Below are 18,743 nucleotides of genomic sequence, written 5' to 3'. Positions count from 1 at the left end.
TCGAGTACGCAAGGGTATGAAAAATTTCATGCACGACGGGTACCGGAAATGCACCGGACGCGCGCAGGTCACACGGGAAGTCCACACCGCAAAACGGCCGCCCCGCCGCCGGTCCTCGGATCTCTGCGCCCTGCCGCGTCCGGACACCCGGGGCCGCCGAGCCCGCGCCCGCCGAGTCCGCCCCCGCGGGCAACCGGCCCCAGGAGGCGGCGCCCGGGCACAGGGTCACTCCTCGATGAAGAAGTCCTGCTGGTCGGCCACCTGCTCGTAGCCTTCGAGCCGAGCCTGCGTCCGCTCCGGATCGGCGTCCGCCATCGCCTGCAGCACCGCCGCCGACAGCACGCCCGGCGCGGCGTACGAGTCGAAGACCAGCCGGGACCCGGTGCCCGCCGTCAGCGTCACGTCCGCCTCGTCGACCAGCGGTCCCAGCGTCAGATCGGTGATCAGCGCGACCCGCAGCCCCGTGCCGCGGGCCACCTTCAGCGCGGCCAGCGTCTCGTTCGCGTGCCGCGGCATCGCGTACGCCAGCACCCAGCTCCCGCCCGCCTCCCGGGACTGGAGCAGGGCGTCGAACGCCACCGTCCCGCCACGTGTCACCAGACGCACGTCCGGGTGGATGCGCCGCGCCGCGTACGCGAAGTACTCCGCGAGCGACACCGAGATCCGCAGTCCCAGCACCGTGAGCGGCACCGAACGGGCCAGCTCCCGGCCCACGTCGAGCACCTGGTCGGTGTCGGCGAGGACCCGGCGCAGGCTCTCCAGGTTCTCGATCTCGGCGTCGACCGCGGCCTGGAGCTCGTTGCGGCGGATCTGCTCACGGGTCTCCTGGACACCCGCCACCGCGCTCAGCGCGATCGGCTGAAGGGCCTCCCGCAGCGCGGGGAAGCCGCTGTACCCGAGACTGGTGGCGAACCGGGTCACCGACGGCTGGCTGACCCCGACCCGCTCGGCGAGGTCCGTGATCGACAGGAACGCCGCCTCGGTCAGATGGTCGATCATGTACTGGGCGATCCGGCGCTGCCCCGGCGACAGCCGGTGGCTGCCGAACAGGGCCCGGACCCGGTCCGCCGGCGCGGCCTCCGTCACCGGCGCCTGACGCCCCGGGGTGATCGCCGCCGCCTGCGCACGCGCCTGCTGCCCTGATGGCACCGTGTGCCTCCCTGTCGTCCGGCCCGTGCTCAATCTAGCTCAGACGCCCCCGGCCCCCGACGCCCGCGCGAGCCGCCTCCCGGACCCCGCACGGAGATGCGGAGCCCGCCCGCGAGGGAGCATGCTGAGGGGATGAGCCGGTACGGCGCGGGCCGACGCCCCCCACCCGACGCCGAGCACTCCGGATCCGCGGCCGACGACGCCGGCGGCCCGGCGGCGGCGCCCCCTGCCCCCGAGACCTCCGGGACGGCCGCGCCCCCCGACGAGCTGGCCATGGTCCTCGCCCAGGCCGAAGCGGCCGCGATCGAGGCCGTGGGCGGCTTCGCCGGCGGCCTCTACATGCGCACCGGCTCCCCGGAACTGCTGCTCCTCGCGGTGATCGCCGGACTGCCGTCCGACCTGTTCCGGCACTGGTGGCGGATGCACGTCAACCGGCCCTTCCCCCATTCGGACGCCTACCGCTCCGGCCGGCCCGTCTACCTCGGCGACGCGGAGGAGGCCATGCGCCGCTACCCCCAGCTGATGGCCGGCCTGCCGTTCCCCTTCGGCTCGCTGTACGTGCCGATCGTCCACCGGCGCGAGACCTTCGGCATCATCGCCGTCCTGCGCCCCGGGACCCCGGGACGGGGCGTCGAGGAGGCGGACCGCCGCCGCATCACCGGCATCGCCGCCCGCCTCGGGGAGACCCTCGCCGCGCTGCCCGCCGAGCGCCGCATCCAGTGGGACGGCGACCCGCTCGCCGTCACGCTCCCCAGCGCCGGCACCCCGCCCGTGCGCTTCGGCACCTTCGACTGGGACCTGGCCGCCGGAACCGTCACCGGCGACGAGGGCTGGTGCGCCATCATGGGCACCCACCCGGCCGGCCTCCCGCTCACCGTCGACGAGGTCGCCTCCCGTGTCGAGCCCGCCGACGCGTACGGCCTGTGGGCCGTCGCCCGCCACGCCGCCGAGTCCGACCGCCCGGTGACCCGCAGAATCCGGCTCCAGGGAGCGGACGGACGCCCCCACCTGGTGGAGATGTCCGGCCGCCGAGGGCGCCGCGGCGGCACCGGCGGCACCCGGCTGACCGGCTTCCTGGTCGACCTCGGCGCCGGCCCGGTCGTCGCCGAATCGGCGGACCGGCTGCCGCAGGGGGTGTGCTCCGTCGACCGGCTCGGCCGCGTCACCTACGTCAACGGGCACGCCGAGACCCTCGTCGGACTGCCGCGCGCCGCCCTGCTCGGCACCGTGCTGTGGGAGAGCGTGCCCTGGCTCGGGCAGCCCGCGTACGAGGACTACTACCGCTCCGCCCTGCTCTCCGGCGATCCCTCGCACTTCCTCGTCCAGCGCGACCAGGGCTGGCTCTCGGTCGGCGTGTACGCCGGGCACGACGGCCTCACCGTCACCATCGGCCCGGCCGGCCAGCCCGCCTACACCCCCGGTTCCGTCGTCGCCCCGGGCACCGGCGTGGGGTCGCCCGCCGACCGGGCCGTCGCGCTGTACCGGCCGGTCGCCCTCGCCATCGCGCTCACCGAGGCGGTGACGGCCCGTCAGGTCTCCGCCGTGGTCACCGAGGAGCTGCTCCCCGCCTTCGGCGGCCGGCAGCTCGCCATCTACCTGCTGAACGACCGCCATCTGCACCTGTCCTGGGAGACCGGATTCCCGCGCGGCTTCCTCGACCGCTTCGACGGTGTCGCGCTCGACGCCAAACTCCCCGGCGTCGACACCCTCACCTCGGGCCGTCCGCTCTTCTACGAGTCCATGCACCACCTGGCCGAGGCCTATCCCGGCATCGCGCTCGACGCCCACGTCGGAGCACGGGCGTTCCTCCCGCTGATCGCGTCCGGACGCCCGGTGGGCTCCTGCATCCTCGGCTTCGACCAGCCGCGCGGCTTCAGCCCGGAGGAGCGCACCGTGCTCACCGCGCTCGCCGGACTCATCGCCCAGGCCCTCCAGCGCGCCCAGCGCTACGACTCCGAGGCCGCGCTCGCCCGCGGCCTCCAGGACGGGCTGCTGCCGCGGCGGCTGCCGGTCGTCGACCAGCTGGACACCGTCGCCTGCCACCTCCCGGGCACCCAGGGCATGGACGTCGGCGGCGACTGGTACGACGTGGTCGAGACGCCCGCCGGCGTCGCCATCGTCATCGGCGACGTCCAGGGCCACGGCGTGTCCGCGGCGGCGACCATGGGACAGCTGCGCAGCGCCGTCCGGGCTCTGGCGGTCAGCGGTCACGGGCCCGCCGAGGTGATGGGCGGCACCAACCGGCTGCTCATCGACCTCGACCCGGGCCAGTTCGCCAGTTGCTGCTACGTCCTGCTCGACCCGGCGGGCGGACGCGCCGAGGCCGTGCGGGCGGGCCATCTCCAACCCCTGCTGCGCCACCCCGACGGACGGACCGAGGTCCTCGACCTGCCCGGCGGCGTGGTGCTCGGGGTGGACCCGGACGCCGAGTACCCGGTGACCGTGTTCCACCTCGAACGGGGCGCGGTGCTGGCCATGTTCACCGACGGACTCGTCGAAGTACCGGGCGCCGACATCGACTCCGGCATCGAGCGGCTGCGCCTGACCCTCTCGGACGTGGGCGCCTCCCCGCTCGGCGACACCGCCGACCGGCTCATCAACGAGGCCCGGCAGACCACCGACCGCGCCGACGACATCGCCCTGCTCCTCACCGCCCGCTGGACCGAACCCCCGTGCGGCGACGGCGGTGACCGCGACCCCTCCGGCCGCACCGACGGATACGGAGGCACCGCTCCCGGCGACCCCGGACACACCCCGTCCGCCGGGCGGCACGAGGGCCCGCGGTGAACGCGCCCGTCCCGCCCGCCGGGAACCCCGCGTTCCCCGCGCGCACCGCGCCCCGCTGCGCCACGCTCGGCGCGCTCGACCGGCAGGTCGCCCGCTGCGGCGCCTGCCCCCGCCTCGTCGCCTGGCGCGAGGAGGCGGCCGCCGCACCGCGCCCCGCCTTCCGCGACGAGGAGTACTGGGCCCGCCCGGTACCCGGCTTCGGCCCGCCGGACGCCGCGCTCGCCGTCGTCGGACTGGCCCCGGCCGCGCACGGCGGCAACCGCACCGGACGCATGTTCACCGGCGACGACTCGGGGGACGTGCTCTTCGCCGCCCTCCACGCCGCCGGCCTCGCCTCCCGCCCGGGGTCGGCGCACCGGGACGACGGCACCGTCCTGCACGGCGTCCGCCTCACCGCACCCGTCCACTGCGCACCGCCGCAGAACCGCCCCACTCCGGCTGAACGGGACACCTGCCGGCCCTGGCTCGCCGCGGAACTCGCCCTGCTGCCGGGACTGCGGGCGGTGGTGGTGCTCGGCGGCTTCGGCTGGCAGGCGCTGCTGCCGGTCCTCGCCGGCGCGGGCTGGCAGATCCCCCGCCCCCGCCCCGCGTTCGGCCACGGCGCCCACCACGTGCTCACCCGGGCGGACGGCGGTGACGCCCTCCACCTGCTCGGCTGCTACCACCCGAGCAGGCGCAACGTCTTCACCGGCCGTCTCACGCCCGCCATGCTCCGCGACGTCCTCGCCCGCGCCGCCCGGATCAGCGGTGCGGGGCGCGGTGCATCCGGGCCAGCACCTTGTCCGGAGTGAACGGAGGCTCCCGCAGGCGCGCACCCAGCGCGTGGTGCACCGCGTTGCCGATCGCCGCCGCCGTCCCCACGATCCCGATCTCGCCGATGCCCTTGCTGCCCATCGGGTTGAGGTGCGGATCGTCCTCGTCCAGCCAGTGCGCCTCGACGAGCGGCACATCGGCGCAGACCGGCACGTGGTAGGAGGCGAGGTCGCACTCCGCGACGTCGCCGAAGCGGGCGTCCCGCGTGGTGCCCTCCGTCAGCGCCATGCCGAGCCCCATCGTCATCCCGCCCGTCAACTGCGAGCGCGCGGTGCGCGGGTTGAGGACGCGCCCGGCGGCGAACACGCCCAGCAGCCGCCGCGCCCGCACCTCGCCCGTCACGGCGTCGACGCCGACCTCGGCGAACACCGCGCCGAACGCGTGCCGCGCGTACGGCACGGCGGCGCCCGCCTCGGCCCGGGTGTCGGCCAGGGCCGTCAGCCCCTCGGCGGGCACCGGTCCGGTGTGCTCCGCCAGCAGGGCGGCCAGCTGTTCGCTCGCCCGGTGCACCGCCCAGCCCCAGGACGCGGTTCCCGACGACCCGCCCGCCAGCGGGGCGGACGGCAGCACGGTGCTGCCGATCTCCACCCGCACCGCGTCCAGCGGAACGCCCAGCGCCTGCGCGGCGATCTGCCCGAGCACCGTGCGCGCGCCGGTGCCGATGTCGGTGGCGTTGACCCGGATCACATGACGCCCGCCGGGCTCCGCGGTCGCGCTCGCCCGCGAGGGGCCCACCAGCACGGGATACGTACTGGCCGCGACTCCCGAACCGATCAGCAGGTCGCCCTCCCGCCGGACACCGGGCCGCGGGTCGCGGTCCTGCCAGCCGAAGCGCCGCGCCCCCTCGCGCAGACAGCCGGGCAGACCGCGGCTGCTGAAGGGCCGCCCGCTGTCCGGCTCGGCCGCGGGCTCGTTGCGCAGCCGCAGCTCCACCGGGTCGAGGCCGGCGGCCTCGGCGAGCTCGTCCATCGCCGACTCCAGCGCGTACATGCCGGACGCCTCGCCGGGGGCGCGCATCCACGACGGCGTCGCCACGTCCAGGTCCACGACCCGGTGCACCGTACGGCTGTTGGGGGAGGTGTACATGACCCGCCCCGGGACGGCCGCCTGCTCCACGAACTCCCGCACCCGGGACGTGAGCGTCACCACCTCGTGGTCCAGTGCGGTGATCACGCCGTCGGAGCCCGCCCCGAGCCGGACCCGGTGCAGGGTCGGCGCGCGGTGCCCCACGACGGCGGCGAGCTGCCGCCTGGGCAGGGCGAGAGTGACCGGCCGCCCCGTGTGGCGGGAGGCCATGACCGCGAGGACCACGTGCGGCCGGGGCGTCCCCTTGGACCCGAAACCGCCGCCCACGTGCTCGGACACCACGGTCACCCGCCGCCGGTCCAGACCGAACATCCCCGCCAGCACGTCGCGGACGACCCCCGCGCCCTGGCTGGAGTCCTGGACGGTCAGGGTGCCGTCGCCGCCCCAGTGGGCGGTCGCCGCATGCGGTTCCATCGGATGGTTGTGCAGCGCGGTGAGCGCGTACTCGGCCTCCACCCGCACCGCCGCCGACGCGAACGCCCCGTCCGGGTCGCCGCGTTCGCGCAGGCCAGGATGGCCGCCGTTGGCCTCCTCGGGCGTCCGCAGGTCCGGCCGGTCGCGGGTGAGCAGCACGTCGTGCTCCTCGGTCCCGTACGACACCCGCACCGCCGCGGCGCCCGCGCGGGCGTCCTCCAGCGTCTCCGCCACCACCAGCGCGACGTACCACCCGCGGTGCGGCACCCGGTCGTCCTGGAGGACGGCGAGCGTCGCGTCGTCGGGAGCGGCCACCCGGGGCGCGTTCTCGTGGGTCAGCACCGCCAGCACACCCCGTACGGCCAGGGCCTGGCGGTCGTCGACGCCGGTGACCCGGCCGCGGGCCACGGTCGCCGGCACCGGCCAGGCGTACGCACGGTCCGCAGGGCGGTACTCCGCCGCGTACCGGGCCCGCCCGGTCACCTTGTCGCGCGCCTCGCTGCGCTCGGCGTCCGCCCCGAGCACGTCTCGCGTCCCCGTCATGCCGCCCCACCCGCCAGCCCGGTCAGCACCCGCACGGCGAGATCACCGGCGAGGCGCACCTTGAACGCGTTGTCGCGGAGCGGCTGTGCCGCGTCCAGTTCGGCCTCCGCGGCCTGCTCGAACACCGCCGCCGTGGCGGGAGCCCCGAGCAGCCGCTCCTCGGCAGTCCACGCACGCCACGGACGGTGCGCCAGACCGCCGAAGGCGAGCGCCGCGTGCCGGATCCGGCCGTCCTCGACGGCCAGCACGGCGGCCACCGACACCAGGGCGAAGGCGTACGAGCTCCGGTCGCGCACCTTGCGGTAGACGGACCGGACACCCGGCGCGGGCGGCAGCTCCACCGCCGTGATCAGCTCGCCCGGCCGCAGTTCGGTGTCGACGTCGGGCCGGTCGCCGGGAAGCCGGTGGAACGAGGTGACCGGCACCGACCGAGGGCCGTCCGGGCCCTCGGCACGCACGGTCGCGCCGAAGGCGGCGAGGGCCACCGCCATGTCGGACGGATGGGTCGCCACGCAGTGCGGCGAGTGCCCCAGCACCGCCAGGTCGCGGTGGTGCCCCTCCACGGCGGGGCATCCGCTGCCCGGCTCGCGCTTGTTGCACGGCTTGCCGACGTCCTGGAAGTACCCGCAGCGGGTCCTCTGGAGGAGGTTCCCGCCCGTCGTCGCCGTGTTCCGCAACTGGCCCGACGCCCCGGCGAGCAGCGCCTGCGACAGGGCACGGTAGCGGGTCCGCACGGCGGGGTGGGCGGCGAGGTCGCTGTTGCGGACGGTCGCCCCGACGAGCAGGCCGCCGTCCGGTGTCGCGTCGACCGAGTCCAGGGGCAGCCCGCGCACGTCGACCAGTGTCCGGGGCTCGGCGACACCGAGCTTCATCAGGTCCACCAGGTTGGTGCCGCCGGCGAGGAAGTGGGCCCCGGGCGCGGCCGCGTACGCGGCGAGCGCCTCCGCGGTCGTCGCGGCGCGGACGTACCCGAAGGGCTTCACGACGCCACGTCCTCGATCGCCGCGACGATGCCGGGGTAGGCCCCGCAGCGGCACAGGTTGCCGCTCATCCGTTCCCGGATCTCCTCCGGCGTCAGCACCACGGGCCCCTCGGACTCCTGTGTCACCAGCGACGGGTGGCCCTCCCGTGCCTCCGCCAGCATTCCGGCCGCGGAGCAGAGCTGCCCCGGCGTGCAGTAGCCGCACTGGAGCGCGTCCCGGGCCACGAACGCCTCCTGGAGCGGGTGCAGGTCCCGGCCCCCCGCGAGGCCCTCCACCGTGACGATCCGCGCCCCGTCGTACGCCACGGCCGGCAGCAGACAGCTCAGCACCCGCCGCCCGTCGACCAGCACCGTGCAGGCGCCGCACTGCCCGTGGTCGCAGCCCTTCTTCGGTCCCGTGATCCCGAGCCCCTCCCGCAGGGCGTCCAGCACGGTGGTGCGGTGGTCGAGAGCCACCGTCCGGGCGACGCCGTTGACGTCCAGGGTGACCACGGACGCATGGGCCGGGCCGTCGGTGCGTGCGCTGGACTCCACGTGCCCTCCTCGTGCCGTGCGGGCCGTTCCCGCCGGGGCGTGCCTCCCAGCCTCTGCCGGATCGGGCCGGAGCGCGCGTCGGCGGGAGCACGCGCGGAGCACGGGGCCTTCACGGCGGGTCCTCCCCCGGGGGCGGACCCGCCGTGAAGGAATTCAGACGGATTTGCGAATAATGCGCCCGGTGCCGGGTACACGGATCGGAAGCACAGGTCACGGCCGCCCGGTGGGCACCACCCCCGGGGCCGGTCCGTGGCGTGTGCCGCGCCCGTCCGGACAAGGGGGACCGGCGCGCAGACACCGGACACCGAAGGAGATGGAGGCCGTGGACACCCGGGCCCACCCCCGACCGACCACCAGCCGCGTACCCGAGGACGAACGGGTGCGCATCTGCCGGCCCGCCGTGCTCCGGCGCGACGCCGGAACGCAGCGCGAACCCCGTGAGGCGGGGCCCGAGGCGCACATCGTCCGCGGCGACGACTGAGGAACCGAGACGTCCACCCGGTGCCCGCACCCCCCGCCGGGGGGTGCGGGCACCGGGGTGTCACGGCACCGGATGTCGACGGCACCGGATGTCGACGGCACCGGGGGTGCCGGCACCGGGATGTCACGGCACCGCCGGGCGGCCCCTGACACAGCACTGTCAGGGGCCGCCCGGCGGTGCCGGTCCGGCCGTGCGGCATTCGCGGGCGTACGCCGCACGGCTCCCGCGGGCAGGCGGAGACCGCGCCGGGCGCCTGCGGCCCGGCGCGGTGCCCGTGTGGCGACGGGTCAGGCGCCCTGGTCCGGACGTCCCTGGCCGGGGGCGGCGTCCCCGTCGCCCGGCTCCGGCCGGGGCGGCTCGGGCGCGGACGGGCGGGCGCCCATGTTCCCGTAGCCGTGCATCTCGTGCGGTGTCAGGCGCCCCGGTGTCTGGTGGCCCTGGCTGGGGTCCACCTCGTCGGGTTCGAGACGGCTCTCGAGGTGGGTGCGGTGGTCGGGCGGCGCGGGGATCTCGTCACGGCTCGGTGCCGCGTCCCGGCGCTTGCGGGCCCCCTGCTGCCAGACGATCCACACCAGCAGGACCAGCAGGCCGACCACCACGAGGAGGAACACGATCACTGCCGGTGCTCCCTCGCCCGCGGCGAGATCGGTGAGGGCGCCCTGCGCCGAAGGACTGTGAGTGGTCATGGATAGCGACTACCCAGTTTGCTCCGGATGTGACAGCTTTCGACCCGTACGTCCTACATCGCGGGAAGGCCGGGAGGCCGCCCGCCGCGCACGGCCGCGGCGGCCCGCCGGGCCGCAGTCGCCCCGACCGCTGCGGGGCACTCCTCAGGCGGAGCCGCGGACGACCAGCTCGGTCGGCAGCACGACGTGCTGCCGGGGCGCCGCCGGGTCGGCGATCTCCGCCAGGAGCAGCCGGGTGATGGTCACGCCGAGTTCCTCCACCGGCTGGCGCACGGTCGTCAGCGGCGGGTCGGTGTGGCGGGCCAGGAACGAGTCGTCGAAGCCCACCACCGCCACGTCGTCCGGCACCCTCCTGCCGCGGTCGCGCAGCTCGCGCAGGGCGCCGGCCGCCATCACGTCGGAGGCCACGAAGACGGCGTCCAGCGAGGGGATCCGGTCGAGGAGCTCGCCCATCGCCCGCCGGCCGCCCTCCTCGGTGAAGTCGGCCACGGCGACCAGCCCGTCGCCCGAGGGGTGGCCCGCCGCGTCCAGCGCCTGGCGCCAGCCGTGCAGCCTGCTCAGGCCCACGTCCATGTCCATCGGCCCGGCGACCGTGGCGACGGTGGTGCGGCCGCCCGCGAGCAGGTGCCGCACGGCCGACGCCGCGCCGCCCGAGTTGTCGGCGTACACATGGCTCAGCGACTCGTGGGGGGAGCGGCGGCCCGCGAGCACCGTCGGCAGCCCCATCTCCTCCAGCAGGCCGGGCAGCGGGTCGTCGGCGTGGACGGACACCAGCAGCACGCCGTCGACCCGGCGCTCGGTCACGGACCGCGTGAGCTGGTCCCGCTCGCCGGCGTCGCGCACCAGGACCAGCTGGAGCTGGGTGCGGGTGTCGGCCAGCCCGGTGCTCACCCCGCGGATGACGGCGGAGAAGTACGGCTCCGATCCGAGCCTGCTCTCCGACTCCGGGACGACGAGCGCGACGGAGTCGGTCCTGCTGGTCACCAGGCCGCGGGCGACCGAATTCGGTACGTAGCCGAGTTCCGCGATCGCGGTCATCACGGCGGTGCGCGCCTCGTCGCTGACGAGCGTCGAGCCGTTGATCACCCGCGACACCGTCGTGCGGCCCACGCCGGCGCGTGCGGCGACGGTCTTGATGGTCGGTCGCTGACCGCCCCCCATGGACCCTCCTCGTGCTTCGGCCGGGCCGTCCACCTGGCGCATTGTGCCAGAGCCGGAGGTGTTCCCGGCCCCGCGGCCACCGGCTTCTTGACACCGGCGGCGCCCGCCCGTCAGTCTTCCGGACATCGGGTGGGTACGTTCCCACCCCGGATTGGGTACGTTCCCACCCAGCGATGGGAACGTACCCACCTCCACGCCCTCCGGGAAAGGAACCCCGTGGCCACCGCGATCCGCCGCCCTGCGCCCGACGACCAGCACGCCGCCTCCCGCACCTTCCCGCAGGACTTCCTGTGGGGCACGGCCACCGCCGCCTACCAGATCGAGGGCGCCGCGGCGCTGGACGGCCGCACCCCGTCCATCTGGGACACCTACGCCCGCACCCCGGGCCGGGTCCGCAACGGGGACACCGGCGACATCGCCACCGACCACTACCACCGCTGGCGCGAGGACGTCGCGATCATGGCCGATCTCGGGGTGGGCGCGTACCGCTTCTCGATCTCCTGGCCCCGGGTCCAGCCCACCGGCCGGGGCCCCGCCGTCCAGCGCGGCCTCGACTTCTACCGCCGGCTCGCCGACGAACTCCTCGACAAGGGGATCAAGCCGGTCGCCACCCTGTACCACTGGGACCTGCCCCAGGAACTGGAGGACGCCGGCGGCTGGCCGGAGCGCGTCACGGCCGAACGCTTCGCGGCCTACGCGGAGCTGGCGGCCGAGGCGCTCGGCGACCGCGTCACCACGTGGACGACGCTCAACGAACCCTGGTGCAGCGCCTTCCTCGGCTACGGCTCCGGCGTCCACGCCCCCGGGCGCACCGACCCCGTCGCCGCACTGCGCGCCGCCCACCACCTCAACCTGGGCCACGGCAGGGCGGTCCAGGCTCTGCGGGCCGCCCTGCCGTCCGCGTCCCAGGTCTCCGTCACGCTCAACGTCCACCACGTCCGGCCGCTGACCGCGAGCGACGCCGACGCGGACGCCGTCCGGCGCATCGACGCGCTCGCCAACCGGATCTTCACCGGGCCGATGTTCCACGGGGCCTACCCGGACGACCTGCTGGAGGACACCGCCGGACTCACCGACTGGTCGTTCGTCCACGACGGCGACACCGCGACCGCGCGCCGCCCGCTGGACTTCCTCGGCGTCAACTACTACACCCCCACCGTCGTGTCGGCCGCCTCCCCGGACGGCGCCACCCACACCTCGGACGGCCACGGCCGGAGCGCCCACAGCCCCTGGCCCGGAGCCTCCGGCGTCGCCTTCCACCTGCCGCCCGGCGACACCACGGCCATGGGCTGGGCGGTCGACCCGAGCGGCATGTACGACCTGCTGCGCCGCCTCTCGGCCGACCTGCCCGGGACCCCGATGATGATCACCGAGAACGGCGCCGCCTTCGACGACTACGTGAATCCCGGCGGCGAGGTCCGCGACCCCGACCGGGTCGCCTACCTCCACGGCCACCTCGAGGCGGTCCACCGCGCCATCGAGTCCGGCGTCGACGTGCGCGGCTACTTCCTGTGGTCGCTCCTCGACAACTTCGAGTGGGGGTACGGGTACAGCAAGCGCTTCGGCGCCGTGTACGTCGACTACCCGACCGGCACCCGCATCCCCAAGTCCAGCGCCCGCTGGTACGCGGAGCTCGCGCGCACGGGCAGGCTGGACCCCCTGGCCTGAGCGGACGGGCCGACCGGCCGCCCCGGCACCGGCCGCCCCCGTGGCCGGTGCCGGGGCGGTCCCGTGCGCCCGCCGCCCGGCCGCGCGCACGAGCGCACGCGGCCGGGCCCGGGCCGGCCGGGCTCAGGGGCAGCCCCCGTCGGCCACGGTGTGGTGGCCCGCCGGGTACTCCTTGAGGGTGTGGGTCACGAACGTGTTGTAGAGGCCCATGGCCTGTCCCGACCCCTTGGCGTACACCAGACCGCCGGTGGTCGTCGCCCTGCCCGCCTGCACATGGGCGTAGTTGCTGGCGGTCCGGCACACCGCGACCGCTCCCGTGGTCGTCGCGGTGACCGGCGAGGACCGGGTGCCCTCGGTCCCCGCCGCGTCCCGTGCCGCCACGGTGTAGGTGTGGGTGGAACCGGGCGCCGGCGAGGTGTCGGTCCAGGTGGTGCCGGAGACGACGGCGACCCTGCCGCCGGCCCGGTGCACGGCGTAGTCCGCCGCGCCCCCGACCGCCTCCCACCGCAGCGCGATCGACGTGTCGGAGACCGCCTGTGCGGTCAGCCCGGTCGGCGCGGGCAGCGCGCCCGGCTCCTGGCCGCCGTCGCCGGTGAGCCCGAAGAACTCGCCGATCCAGCGGCTGGAGCAGATCGAGGCGATGAAGTGGGCCGTGCCGGTCCGTCCGCACTGGTCGGGCCCGGTCCCCGGGTCGACGGGGGTGCCGTGCCCGATGGAGGGCACCCGGTCGACCTCCACGACCACCCGGCCGCCGGAGTCCGTGTACTGCTCCCGCCGGGTGCCGTTGGGCCCGATGGTGTCCGACCGGTCCGGGGTCTGGTCCGTCCCGTGCACGGCGGTCCACTGGTCCCGCAGCTCGGTCGCGTTCACCGGGGCGACCGTGGCGTCGCCGTCGCCGTGCCAGACCGCGACCCTCGGCCACGGCCCGCCGTACGACGGATACGCGTCGCGCACCCGCTGTGCCCACACGGCGGGCGTGCGGTCCGTCCCCGGGCTCATGCAGACGAACGGTCCGCTGTCCTTCGTGCAGTCGTACGGGATCCCGGCGACCACCGCACCGGCCTCGAACACGTCGGGATACGCGGCGAGCACGACCGAGGTCATGGCGCCCCCCGCCGACAGCCCGGTCACGAAGGTGCGAGACGGGTCGGCGCCGTAGGCGCTCTCGGCGTGGGCGACCATCTGCCGGACGGAGGCGGCCTCGCCCTGGCCGCGCCGGTTGTCGGTGGTCTGGAACCAGTTGAAGCACTTGTTGATGTTGTTCGCCGACGTGGTGCCGGCGAACACCACCAGGAAGCCGTGGCGGTCGGCGACCGTCGTGAGCCCCGAGTTGTCGGCGTAGACCTGCGCGCTCTGCGTGCAGCCGTGCAGCGCCACCACGACGGCGGGGGAGGGGGCGAGGGACGCCGGCCGGTACACGTACATCTCCAGGGCGCCCGGGTTGGCACCGAAGGCGGTCACGCGTTCGAGGGTCACGGCGGCCCGCGCCTGTGGCGCGGGGGTGAGCCACAGACTGCCGAGCAGGACGGCGAGGACGGCGAGCAGGCGGCCGGCCACGCGCTGGGACGGGCCGCCTTCCCTCCGGTACGGGTGAACGGGCATCGGAACCTCCACGGGTCGCTGAGATGCCGGTCACAGTAGGAAGGGACGTCCGCGGCCTGACAGGGGACGGCGGCCCATAGCGCGGGCCGCCGACGGCGTGTCGCACACCGTTGCGCGAGCGGGTCCCGGGCTGCTACGGCGCGGCGTCGCGGAGGCGGTTCCGTCCGCCCGGAGGCAGACCGGTCGACGAGGGACTCCCGCGACACGCGCCGGGGCCGCCCCGGCGCGTGTCGGCACCGGGACGGCCACGCGGCCGAGGCGGCTCCGTCAGCCCGGTGACGCCGGGGCCTCGGACCCGGGCGCCGGAGCGTCGGAGCCCGGCGCCGGCGCCTCGGAGCCAGGTGCCGGAGCCGACTGCTCCCCGGGGGGCGGCTGCGACGCCGGCGGCGGCTCGGGCGCGGGGCTCGCGGGGGACTCGCCGGGCGGCGGCTCCGACGCGGGGTCGGAGGCCGGACCGGACTCGTCACCGGGCGGGCAGCCGGGTCCGCCGCCGTTCGGAGCGCACGACGTGCCGGGCTCGCTGGTCCCCTGCGAGGGCGAACTCTCGGAAGGCGAGGGCGAGGACGTGTCCTTCGGGGGCTTCGTCTTCCTGTCGTGCTCGCCGGTGTCCCCGGCCGGCCGGGCGATCCACTCGCCGCTCCGGGGGTCGTACAGCACGAACGTCTCCACGTCGCGCGGCGCGGGCGTCACCACCACGACCTGCGAGGGCCGGTAGCCGGGCCACGGCGTGCCGGTCTGCTTCGGCGTACTGTCCTGGGCCACGGGCGGCAGCAGCGGGTTGCCGCAGGCGCAGCGCACCCGCGGCACGCCGCGGTCGTCGACGAGCACCGCGGTGCCCGCCTGGAGGACGGCCTGGTAGGGGGTGGCCTTCCCGTCGCGGAAGCCGTGATTGGTCACCCTCGTGTCCAGGCGGAGCTGGACCGGGGTCAGCGACCGCAGGTACGCGGGCACCCGGTCGGCGGAGATGTCCTGGGCGCCCGCGAACGCCTCGTTCTTCGCGCGGTCCGCCCCGAGCGCCCGGATCTGCCGCTCCACGTCGCAACTCGCCCTGTCCCTGGTGCCGCCGTACAGCCCGGGGGACGAACCGCGCACCGCACGCGTGACGTTGGTGCCGGACCGGCTCGGGACGGGCTCGGTGGCGCCGGGCGACGGATCCGCCGAGGAGTCCCGCGCGGTCGACTCGGTGAACGGATCGGGTCCGCTGGTGCCCGCCGCCTGGAGGAAGACCTCTCCCTGACCGCTGCCGGATCCGCCGCCGTCCGGCCGGGTGAGCACGACGGACAGCACCACGGCCGCGACGACCAGGCAGGAGACGACCGCGATCCGCGGAGCCGACCGCCACCACGGCCGCCGGGGCGGCTGCGGCCCGCCGGGCTCCTCGGGCTGCGCACCCCCGGCCGGCCCGCCTGGCTCGCTGGGGGGCCCGCCGGGCCCCGCGCCCCCGCCGGTCGCGGACGGAGGGCCCGCGGAACCGGGCGCGGATCCCTGGGACGGGCCGGACGGCGGGCCTGAGGCGCCCGGTTGGGACGGACCGGAGAGCGGGCCCGACGGCGGGCCTGCCGGGCGTCCGGATGACGGCGGTTCGATGCTCACGGGCACTACCTCCCGGGGGCGGGGAGCGGGGATACGGAACGCCCCGCCGGGCCGCGCACCCTTGTTCATTGTGTGCGCGCACTCCGCGGGGCCCGCAAGCGGACGCGGTCGGCCCACCACGGGGAGCGGGCCCCGCCCGCCCTGCTTAGCGTGGCCGTGTGAGTCAGCACGCAACGACGAAGCCCGCCCGCACCCGCGCGGCCCACGGCTGGCCGCAGGCCCTGCTCGCCGTCGTCGCCGCCTACCTCGCCATGATCGTCACCGCGGCACTCGGCCTGTGGGCCGCGGGCGCCGCCGATCTGCCCGACGGCGCCTTCCCCCGGGTCGTGGCCGCGGTCGTCGTCCTCGCCGTCGGCGGCTCGGTCGAGATCGCCGGAGACGCCGGTGACATCGCCCGGTCCGACGCCGCCCTCGACGCGCTGCCCCTCTCCGTGACCGTGGTCGGCGCCCTCGTCGCCGGCCTGCTCTTCCTGCGCCCGCTGCGCCACCGCGCGGTGGCCTCGGCCCCCGAACTCGCCGGCTGGGCCCTGCGGGTCGCCGTCCTGTGGCTCCTCGGCCTCACCGCTCTCGCCGTCGTCGCGCGGCACACCTTCACGATCGCGTTCGACGACCCCACCGGCGGCCTGATCGACGCGTTCGGCGCGACACCGCGCGTCGGGTTCCGCACCGAGGTCCCGCAGACGCTCGTCATCGGCCTGCTGTGGCTGGCCGGCGTCCTCGCGCTCGCCCTGCTGGTGTCCCCGGCCGCGCCGCTGCCGCGCGGACTCCTGCGCTTCCAGGAGGCGGTCCGCCCCGCCGCGTACGCGATGGTCGCGCTGCTGCTGGCGACCCTGGCCGTCGGGGTGGTGATCGGCGTCGTCGTCGCCGCCACCCGCGGGCACGCCGCCGAGACCCTCGCCGTGATCCTCCTCGGGCTGCCGAACCTGATGTGGCTCGCCCTGACCGTGGGACTCGGCACCGGCTGGGAGGGCACCGTCAAGGGACCGTTCGGCCTGCCGATGCCGCAGATCCTGGACGAGGTGCTGCGCACCGGGGACCTCGCCGAGCTGGACCTCGGCACGCTGGCCGAGCGCGACGCCCGCGCCTGGTGGCTGCTCGTCGCCGCCGCGCTCCTGGTGTCCGGCGCGGCGTTCCTCATGGCCCTCCGCTCGCCGGCGCGGGTGCGGCCCTGGCAGCACGCGCTGCACATGGCCGTCGCCCTCGCCCTGACGCTGACCGCGGTGTGCCTGCTCTCCCGGGTCTCCGCCCACTACGGCCTCTCCCTGCTCGGGATCGGCGACCTCGGCGGCGACCTGGGGGGCGAGGTGTCACTGCGGCCGATGCTCTGGCAGGCGTTCCTGCTGGGCGCCGGATGGGGGCTGCTCGCCGGGTTCGTCTGCGGTCTGTTGGCGACCCGCTTCCGCCGCCGCGGCGAGGCGCCGCCCGCCCGGCCCTGACCTCCGCCGGCCCGGCCCCGCCGCACCGCGGCGGACTACGGGCCCCGGAAGACCGGCTGCGCCCAGCGCGGCGGATCCGGCGGCGGCCCCGGCGCCCCCGGGGGCGGGGGAGCGCCGTCCACGCGGGTGGCCGTCCGCACCACCGGGCGTCCGGACCCCGCCTCGCGCAGAGCCGCGACGAAGCGACCGCAGGAGTCGAAGCGCTCACCGGGCGTCTTCGCCAGCGCCCGGGCCATCACCGCGTCGACGGCCGCGGGGAGACCGGACCGCTGACCGGTCAGGGCGGGGGCGGGATCGTACTGGTGGGCCCAGAGCAGGGCCATGTCGTCGTCGCGGCGGAACGGCGGTCCGCCGGTGAGGGTCTCGAAGACCACGCACCCCATGCTGTAGACGTCGCACCGGCCGTCGACGGGCCGGCCCGAGATCTGCTCCGGGGCGACGTAGTCCAGCGTCCCGACGAACTGGCCCACCGTCGTGAACCCGGTGAGCGACAGGGACTTCTTGGTCAGACCGAAGTCCGTCAGGTACACGTGCTCGGGATGGTCGCTGTCGGTGCCCTCGGCGACGAGGATGTTGCCCGGTTTCACGTCCCGGTGCACCAGGTCGTGCGCGTGGGCGGCGTCCAGCGCGGACGCCACCTGCGCGGCGATGCGGCAGGCCGTGGCGAACGGCAGCGGCCCGCGGCGGTCCAGCAGGACCCGCAGGTCCTGGCCCGCCACGTAGCGCATGGCGATGTACAGCAGCCCCTCCGTCTCGCCGGCCTCGAAGACCGGCACGATGTGCGGATGGTCGATGGACGCCGCCACCCGTGACTCGTGCGTGAAGCGCTTGCGGAAGGTGTCGTTGCGCGCCAGTTCCGGGGCGAGCAGCTTGAGGGCGACGGTGCGGTCCAGCCGCAGATCGCGCGCGCGGTAGACCACCGCCATGCCGCCGCGCCCGATCTCGCGCTCGACGAGGTAGTCGGCGACCTGCCTCCCGACCAGCTCCGAGGGGCGGCCACCCGGCAGCGGGGAATCGGGCGCCATCAGCCCTCACCCCGCCCGCCCTGCCCGGCCCGCCTGTCTCCACCGACGACGCGGGTGGGCGGCGGTGAGGCGGGGCTGGGGTCGGGGTCTGGGCCGGGGTCGGCCGGTGGGTTGCCGGTGACGACGCGGGTGGGGGGTGGTGCGTCCGCCCCGGCCGCGCGGGCCGTGCCGCCGGCGGAGGCGGGCGGCTGCCGGGCGGGTTCACCCGGCCCGTCCGCACCGGCCACCCGCGTCGGATCGGCCGGTCCCGCCGCATCCGCCGCCACGGGGCCGCCGTCGTCCCGCACGGGCCGGACGGCCGGGTCAGCCGACGCGGCGAGCGTCGTCAGGCGCCGGCCGTCGCAGTGCACCCACCGCTCGTGCTCCGCGTCGTACAGCCACACCGACTCCCCGTCGACGACCATCCCCACCCGCAGACCGCGGGTCCGCGCCCGGAACGTCTCACCGTCGACGCGCCCGTCGGCCAGCTCCTGGGCGGCACGCCGGTACCGTCCGAGCGCCTCGTCGGCACGGGCCAGCAGCGGCCGGGGGTCCGCGGTGCGCGCGGGCGGCTGTCCCGCGGCCGGCGGGTCCGCCGGGACCGCGACGAGCAGCCGCCCGTCCACCCACGCCGACCAGCCGTTGACGCACAGCACCTGCGCCCAGTCGCCCTGGCGGTCCAGCAGCTGCACGGGCAGCAGCGGGTCCAGCGGCATCGTGGGGCGGGAGACGTCCGGGGCCTCCCAGGCGGGCAGACCGGCCCGGGGGACGACATGGGTGGGGGCGAAGTCCCAGCTCGTCACA

15 protein-coding genes are annotated in these 18,743 nt (G+C 75.9%); 5 read left to right on the top strand and 10 right to left on the bottom strand.

The window, feature by feature from the left end:
* Positions 1-225: 225 nt before the first annotated feature.
* The gene (locus IAG43_RS02825) at positions 226-1,149 is read right to left on the bottom strand and encodes a MurR/RpiR family transcriptional regulator (protein ID WP_187739165.1); all 924 of its coding nucleotides are present in this window, start codon (positions 1,147-1,149) and stop codon (positions 226-228) included.
* A gap of 132 nt (positions 1,150-1,281) precedes the next feature.
* Here IAG43_RS02825 and IAG43_RS02820 point away from each other — a divergent pair, with 132 nt between their 5' ends.
* A complete protein-coding gene (locus tag IAG43_RS02820; protein ID WP_425508564.1) occupies positions 1,282-3,936 on the top strand; it encodes a SpoIIE family protein phosphatase in 2,655 nt (884 codons plus the stop codon).
* On the top strand, positions 3,933-4,727 hold the full coding sequence (locus IAG43_RS02815; RefSeq protein WP_187739163.1) for a uracil-DNA glycosylase: 795 nt from the start codon (positions 3,933-3,935) through the stop codon (positions 4,725-4,727). The genes IAG43_RS02820 and IAG43_RS02815 overlap by 4 nt, the downstream gene beginning before the upstream one ends.
* On the opposite strand, the gene IAG43_RS02810 is transcribed toward IAG43_RS02815, so the two are convergent.
* The 3 genes from IAG43_RS02810 to IAG43_RS02800 are packed head-to-tail and all read right to left on the bottom strand — an operon-like array spanning position 4,678 to position 8,308.
* Positions 4,678-6,792 carry a xanthine dehydrogenase family protein molybdopterin-binding subunit gene (locus tag IAG43_RS02810; protein ID WP_187739162.1) on the bottom strand — a complete coding sequence of 705 codons (2,115 nt, stop codon included), beginning with the start codon at positions 6,790-6,792 and terminating at the stop codon, positions 4,678-4,680. The genes IAG43_RS02815 and IAG43_RS02810 overlap by 50 nt on opposite strands.
* Positions 6,789-7,775, bottom strand: a complete 987-nt coding sequence (locus IAG43_RS02805) for an FAD binding domain-containing protein (protein WP_187739161.1) — start codon at positions 7,773-7,775, stop codon at positions 6,789-6,791. Before IAG43_RS02805 ends, IAG43_RS02810 begins: the two co-directional genes overlap by 4 nt.
* Complete coding sequence (locus IAG43_RS02800) at positions 7,772-8,308, bottom strand: (2Fe-2S)-binding protein (RefSeq protein ID WP_187739160.1); 537 nt, start codon at positions 8,306-8,308, stop codon at positions 7,772-7,774. The genes IAG43_RS02805 and IAG43_RS02800 overlap by 4 nt, the downstream gene beginning before the upstream one ends.
* A gap of 322 nt (positions 8,309-8,630) precedes the next feature.
* Between IAG43_RS02800 and IAG43_RS02795 the strand changes: the two genes are divergently transcribed.
* Positions 8,631-8,789: a hypothetical protein gene (locus IAG43_RS02795; protein WP_187739159.1), complete on the top strand. Its 159-nt coding sequence runs from the start codon at positions 8,631-8,633 to the stop codon at positions 8,787-8,789.
* Between the two features lie 287 nt (positions 8,790-9,076).
* On the opposite strand, the gene IAG43_RS02790 is transcribed toward IAG43_RS02795, so the two are convergent.
* The gene (locus tag IAG43_RS02790; protein WP_187739158.1) at positions 9,077-9,475 is read right to left on the bottom strand and encodes a DUF6479 family protein; all 399 of its coding nucleotides are present in this window, start codon (positions 9,473-9,475) and stop codon (positions 9,077-9,079) included.
* Between the two features lie 144 nt (positions 9,476-9,619).
* Positions 9,620-10,636 (bottom strand): LacI family DNA-binding transcriptional regulator, encoded by a 1,017-nt coding sequence (locus IAG43_RS02785; RefSeq protein WP_187739157.1) that lies wholly within the window; start codon positions 10,634-10,636, stop codon positions 9,620-9,622.
* A gap of 216 nt (positions 10,637-10,852) precedes the next feature.
* Here IAG43_RS02785 and IAG43_RS02780 point away from each other — a divergent pair, with 216 nt between their 5' ends.
* Complete coding sequence (locus IAG43_RS02780) at positions 10,853-12,304, top strand: GH1 family beta-glucosidase (RefSeq protein WP_187739156.1); 1,452 nt, start codon at positions 10,853-10,855, stop codon at positions 12,302-12,304.
* Positions 12,305-12,427: 123 nt separating this feature from the next.
* Here the strand turns inward: IAG43_RS02780 and IAG43_RS02775 are convergent, their stop codons facing one another.
* Complete coding sequence (locus IAG43_RS02775; protein ID WP_187739155.1) at positions 12,428-13,906, bottom strand: extracellular catalytic domain type 1 short-chain-length polyhydroxyalkanoate depolymerase; 1,479 nt, start codon at positions 13,904-13,906, stop codon at positions 12,428-12,430.
* A 267-nt stretch (positions 13,907-14,173) separates the two neighbouring features.
* Positions 14,174-15,499, bottom strand: a complete 1,326-nt coding sequence (locus IAG43_RS02770; RefSeq protein ID WP_187739154.1) for a DUF6777 domain-containing protein — start codon at positions 15,497-15,499, stop codon at positions 14,174-14,176.
* A gap of 158 nt (positions 15,500-15,657) precedes the next feature.
* On the opposite strand from IAG43_RS02770, the gene IAG43_RS02765 reads away from it, so the two are divergent.
* A complete protein-coding gene (locus IAG43_RS02765) occupies positions 15,658-16,935 on the top strand; it encodes a streptophobe family protein (RefSeq protein WP_187739153.1) in 1,278 nt (425 codons plus the stop codon).
* Positions 16,936-16,970: 35 nt separating this feature from the next.
* Here the strand turns inward: IAG43_RS02765 and IAG43_RS02760 are convergent, their stop codons facing one another.
* Both IAG43_RS02760 and IAG43_RS02755 read right to left on the bottom strand, forming a co-directional pair.
* Positions 16,971-17,960 (bottom strand): serine/threonine-protein kinase, encoded by a 990-nt coding sequence (locus tag IAG43_RS02760; RefSeq protein ID WP_187739152.1) that lies wholly within the window; start codon positions 17,958-17,960, stop codon positions 16,971-16,973.
* Positions 17,960-18,742, bottom strand: a complete 783-nt coding sequence (locus IAG43_RS02755) for an SH3 domain-containing protein (protein WP_187739151.1) — start codon at positions 18,740-18,742, stop codon at positions 17,960-17,962. Before IAG43_RS02755 ends, IAG43_RS02760 begins: the two co-directional genes overlap by 1 nt.
* Between the last annotated feature and the right edge of the window lies 1 nt (position 18,743).

The organism is Streptomyces genisteinicus (genome assembly GCF_014489615.1).
Lineage (GTDB): Bacteria > Actinomycetota > Actinomycetes > Streptomycetales > Streptomycetaceae > Streptomyces > Streptomyces genisteinicus.
The sequence above is the reverse complement of the archived record's forward strand: the minus strand, read 5'-3'. Positions and strand labels throughout refer to the sequence as shown.

Coding starts and splice junctions, on each gene's coding strand:
- IAG43_RS02820 (WP_425508564.1), top strand. CDS start 1,282: ATGAGCCGGTACGGCGCGGGCCGACGCCCCCCACCCGACGCCGAGCAC.
- IAG43_RS02810 (WP_187739162.1), bottom strand. CDS start 6,792: ATGACGGGGACGCGAGACGTGCTCGGGGCGGACGCCGAGCGCAGCGAG.
- IAG43_RS02790 (WP_187739158.1), bottom strand. CDS start 9,475: ATGACCACTCACAGTCCTTCGGCGCAGGGCGCCCTCACCGATCTCGCC.
- IAG43_RS02785 (WP_187739157.1), bottom strand. CDS start 10,636: ATGGGGGGCGGTCAGCGACCGACCATCAAGACCGTCGCCGCACGCGCC.
- IAG43_RS02775 (WP_187739155.1), bottom strand. CDS start 13,906: ATGCCCGTTCACCCGTACCGGAGGGAAGGCGGCCCGTCCCAGCGCGTG.
- IAG43_RS02760 (WP_187739152.1), bottom strand. CDS start 17,960: ATGGCGCCCGATTCCCCGCTGCCGGGTGGCCGCCCCTCGGAGCTGGTC.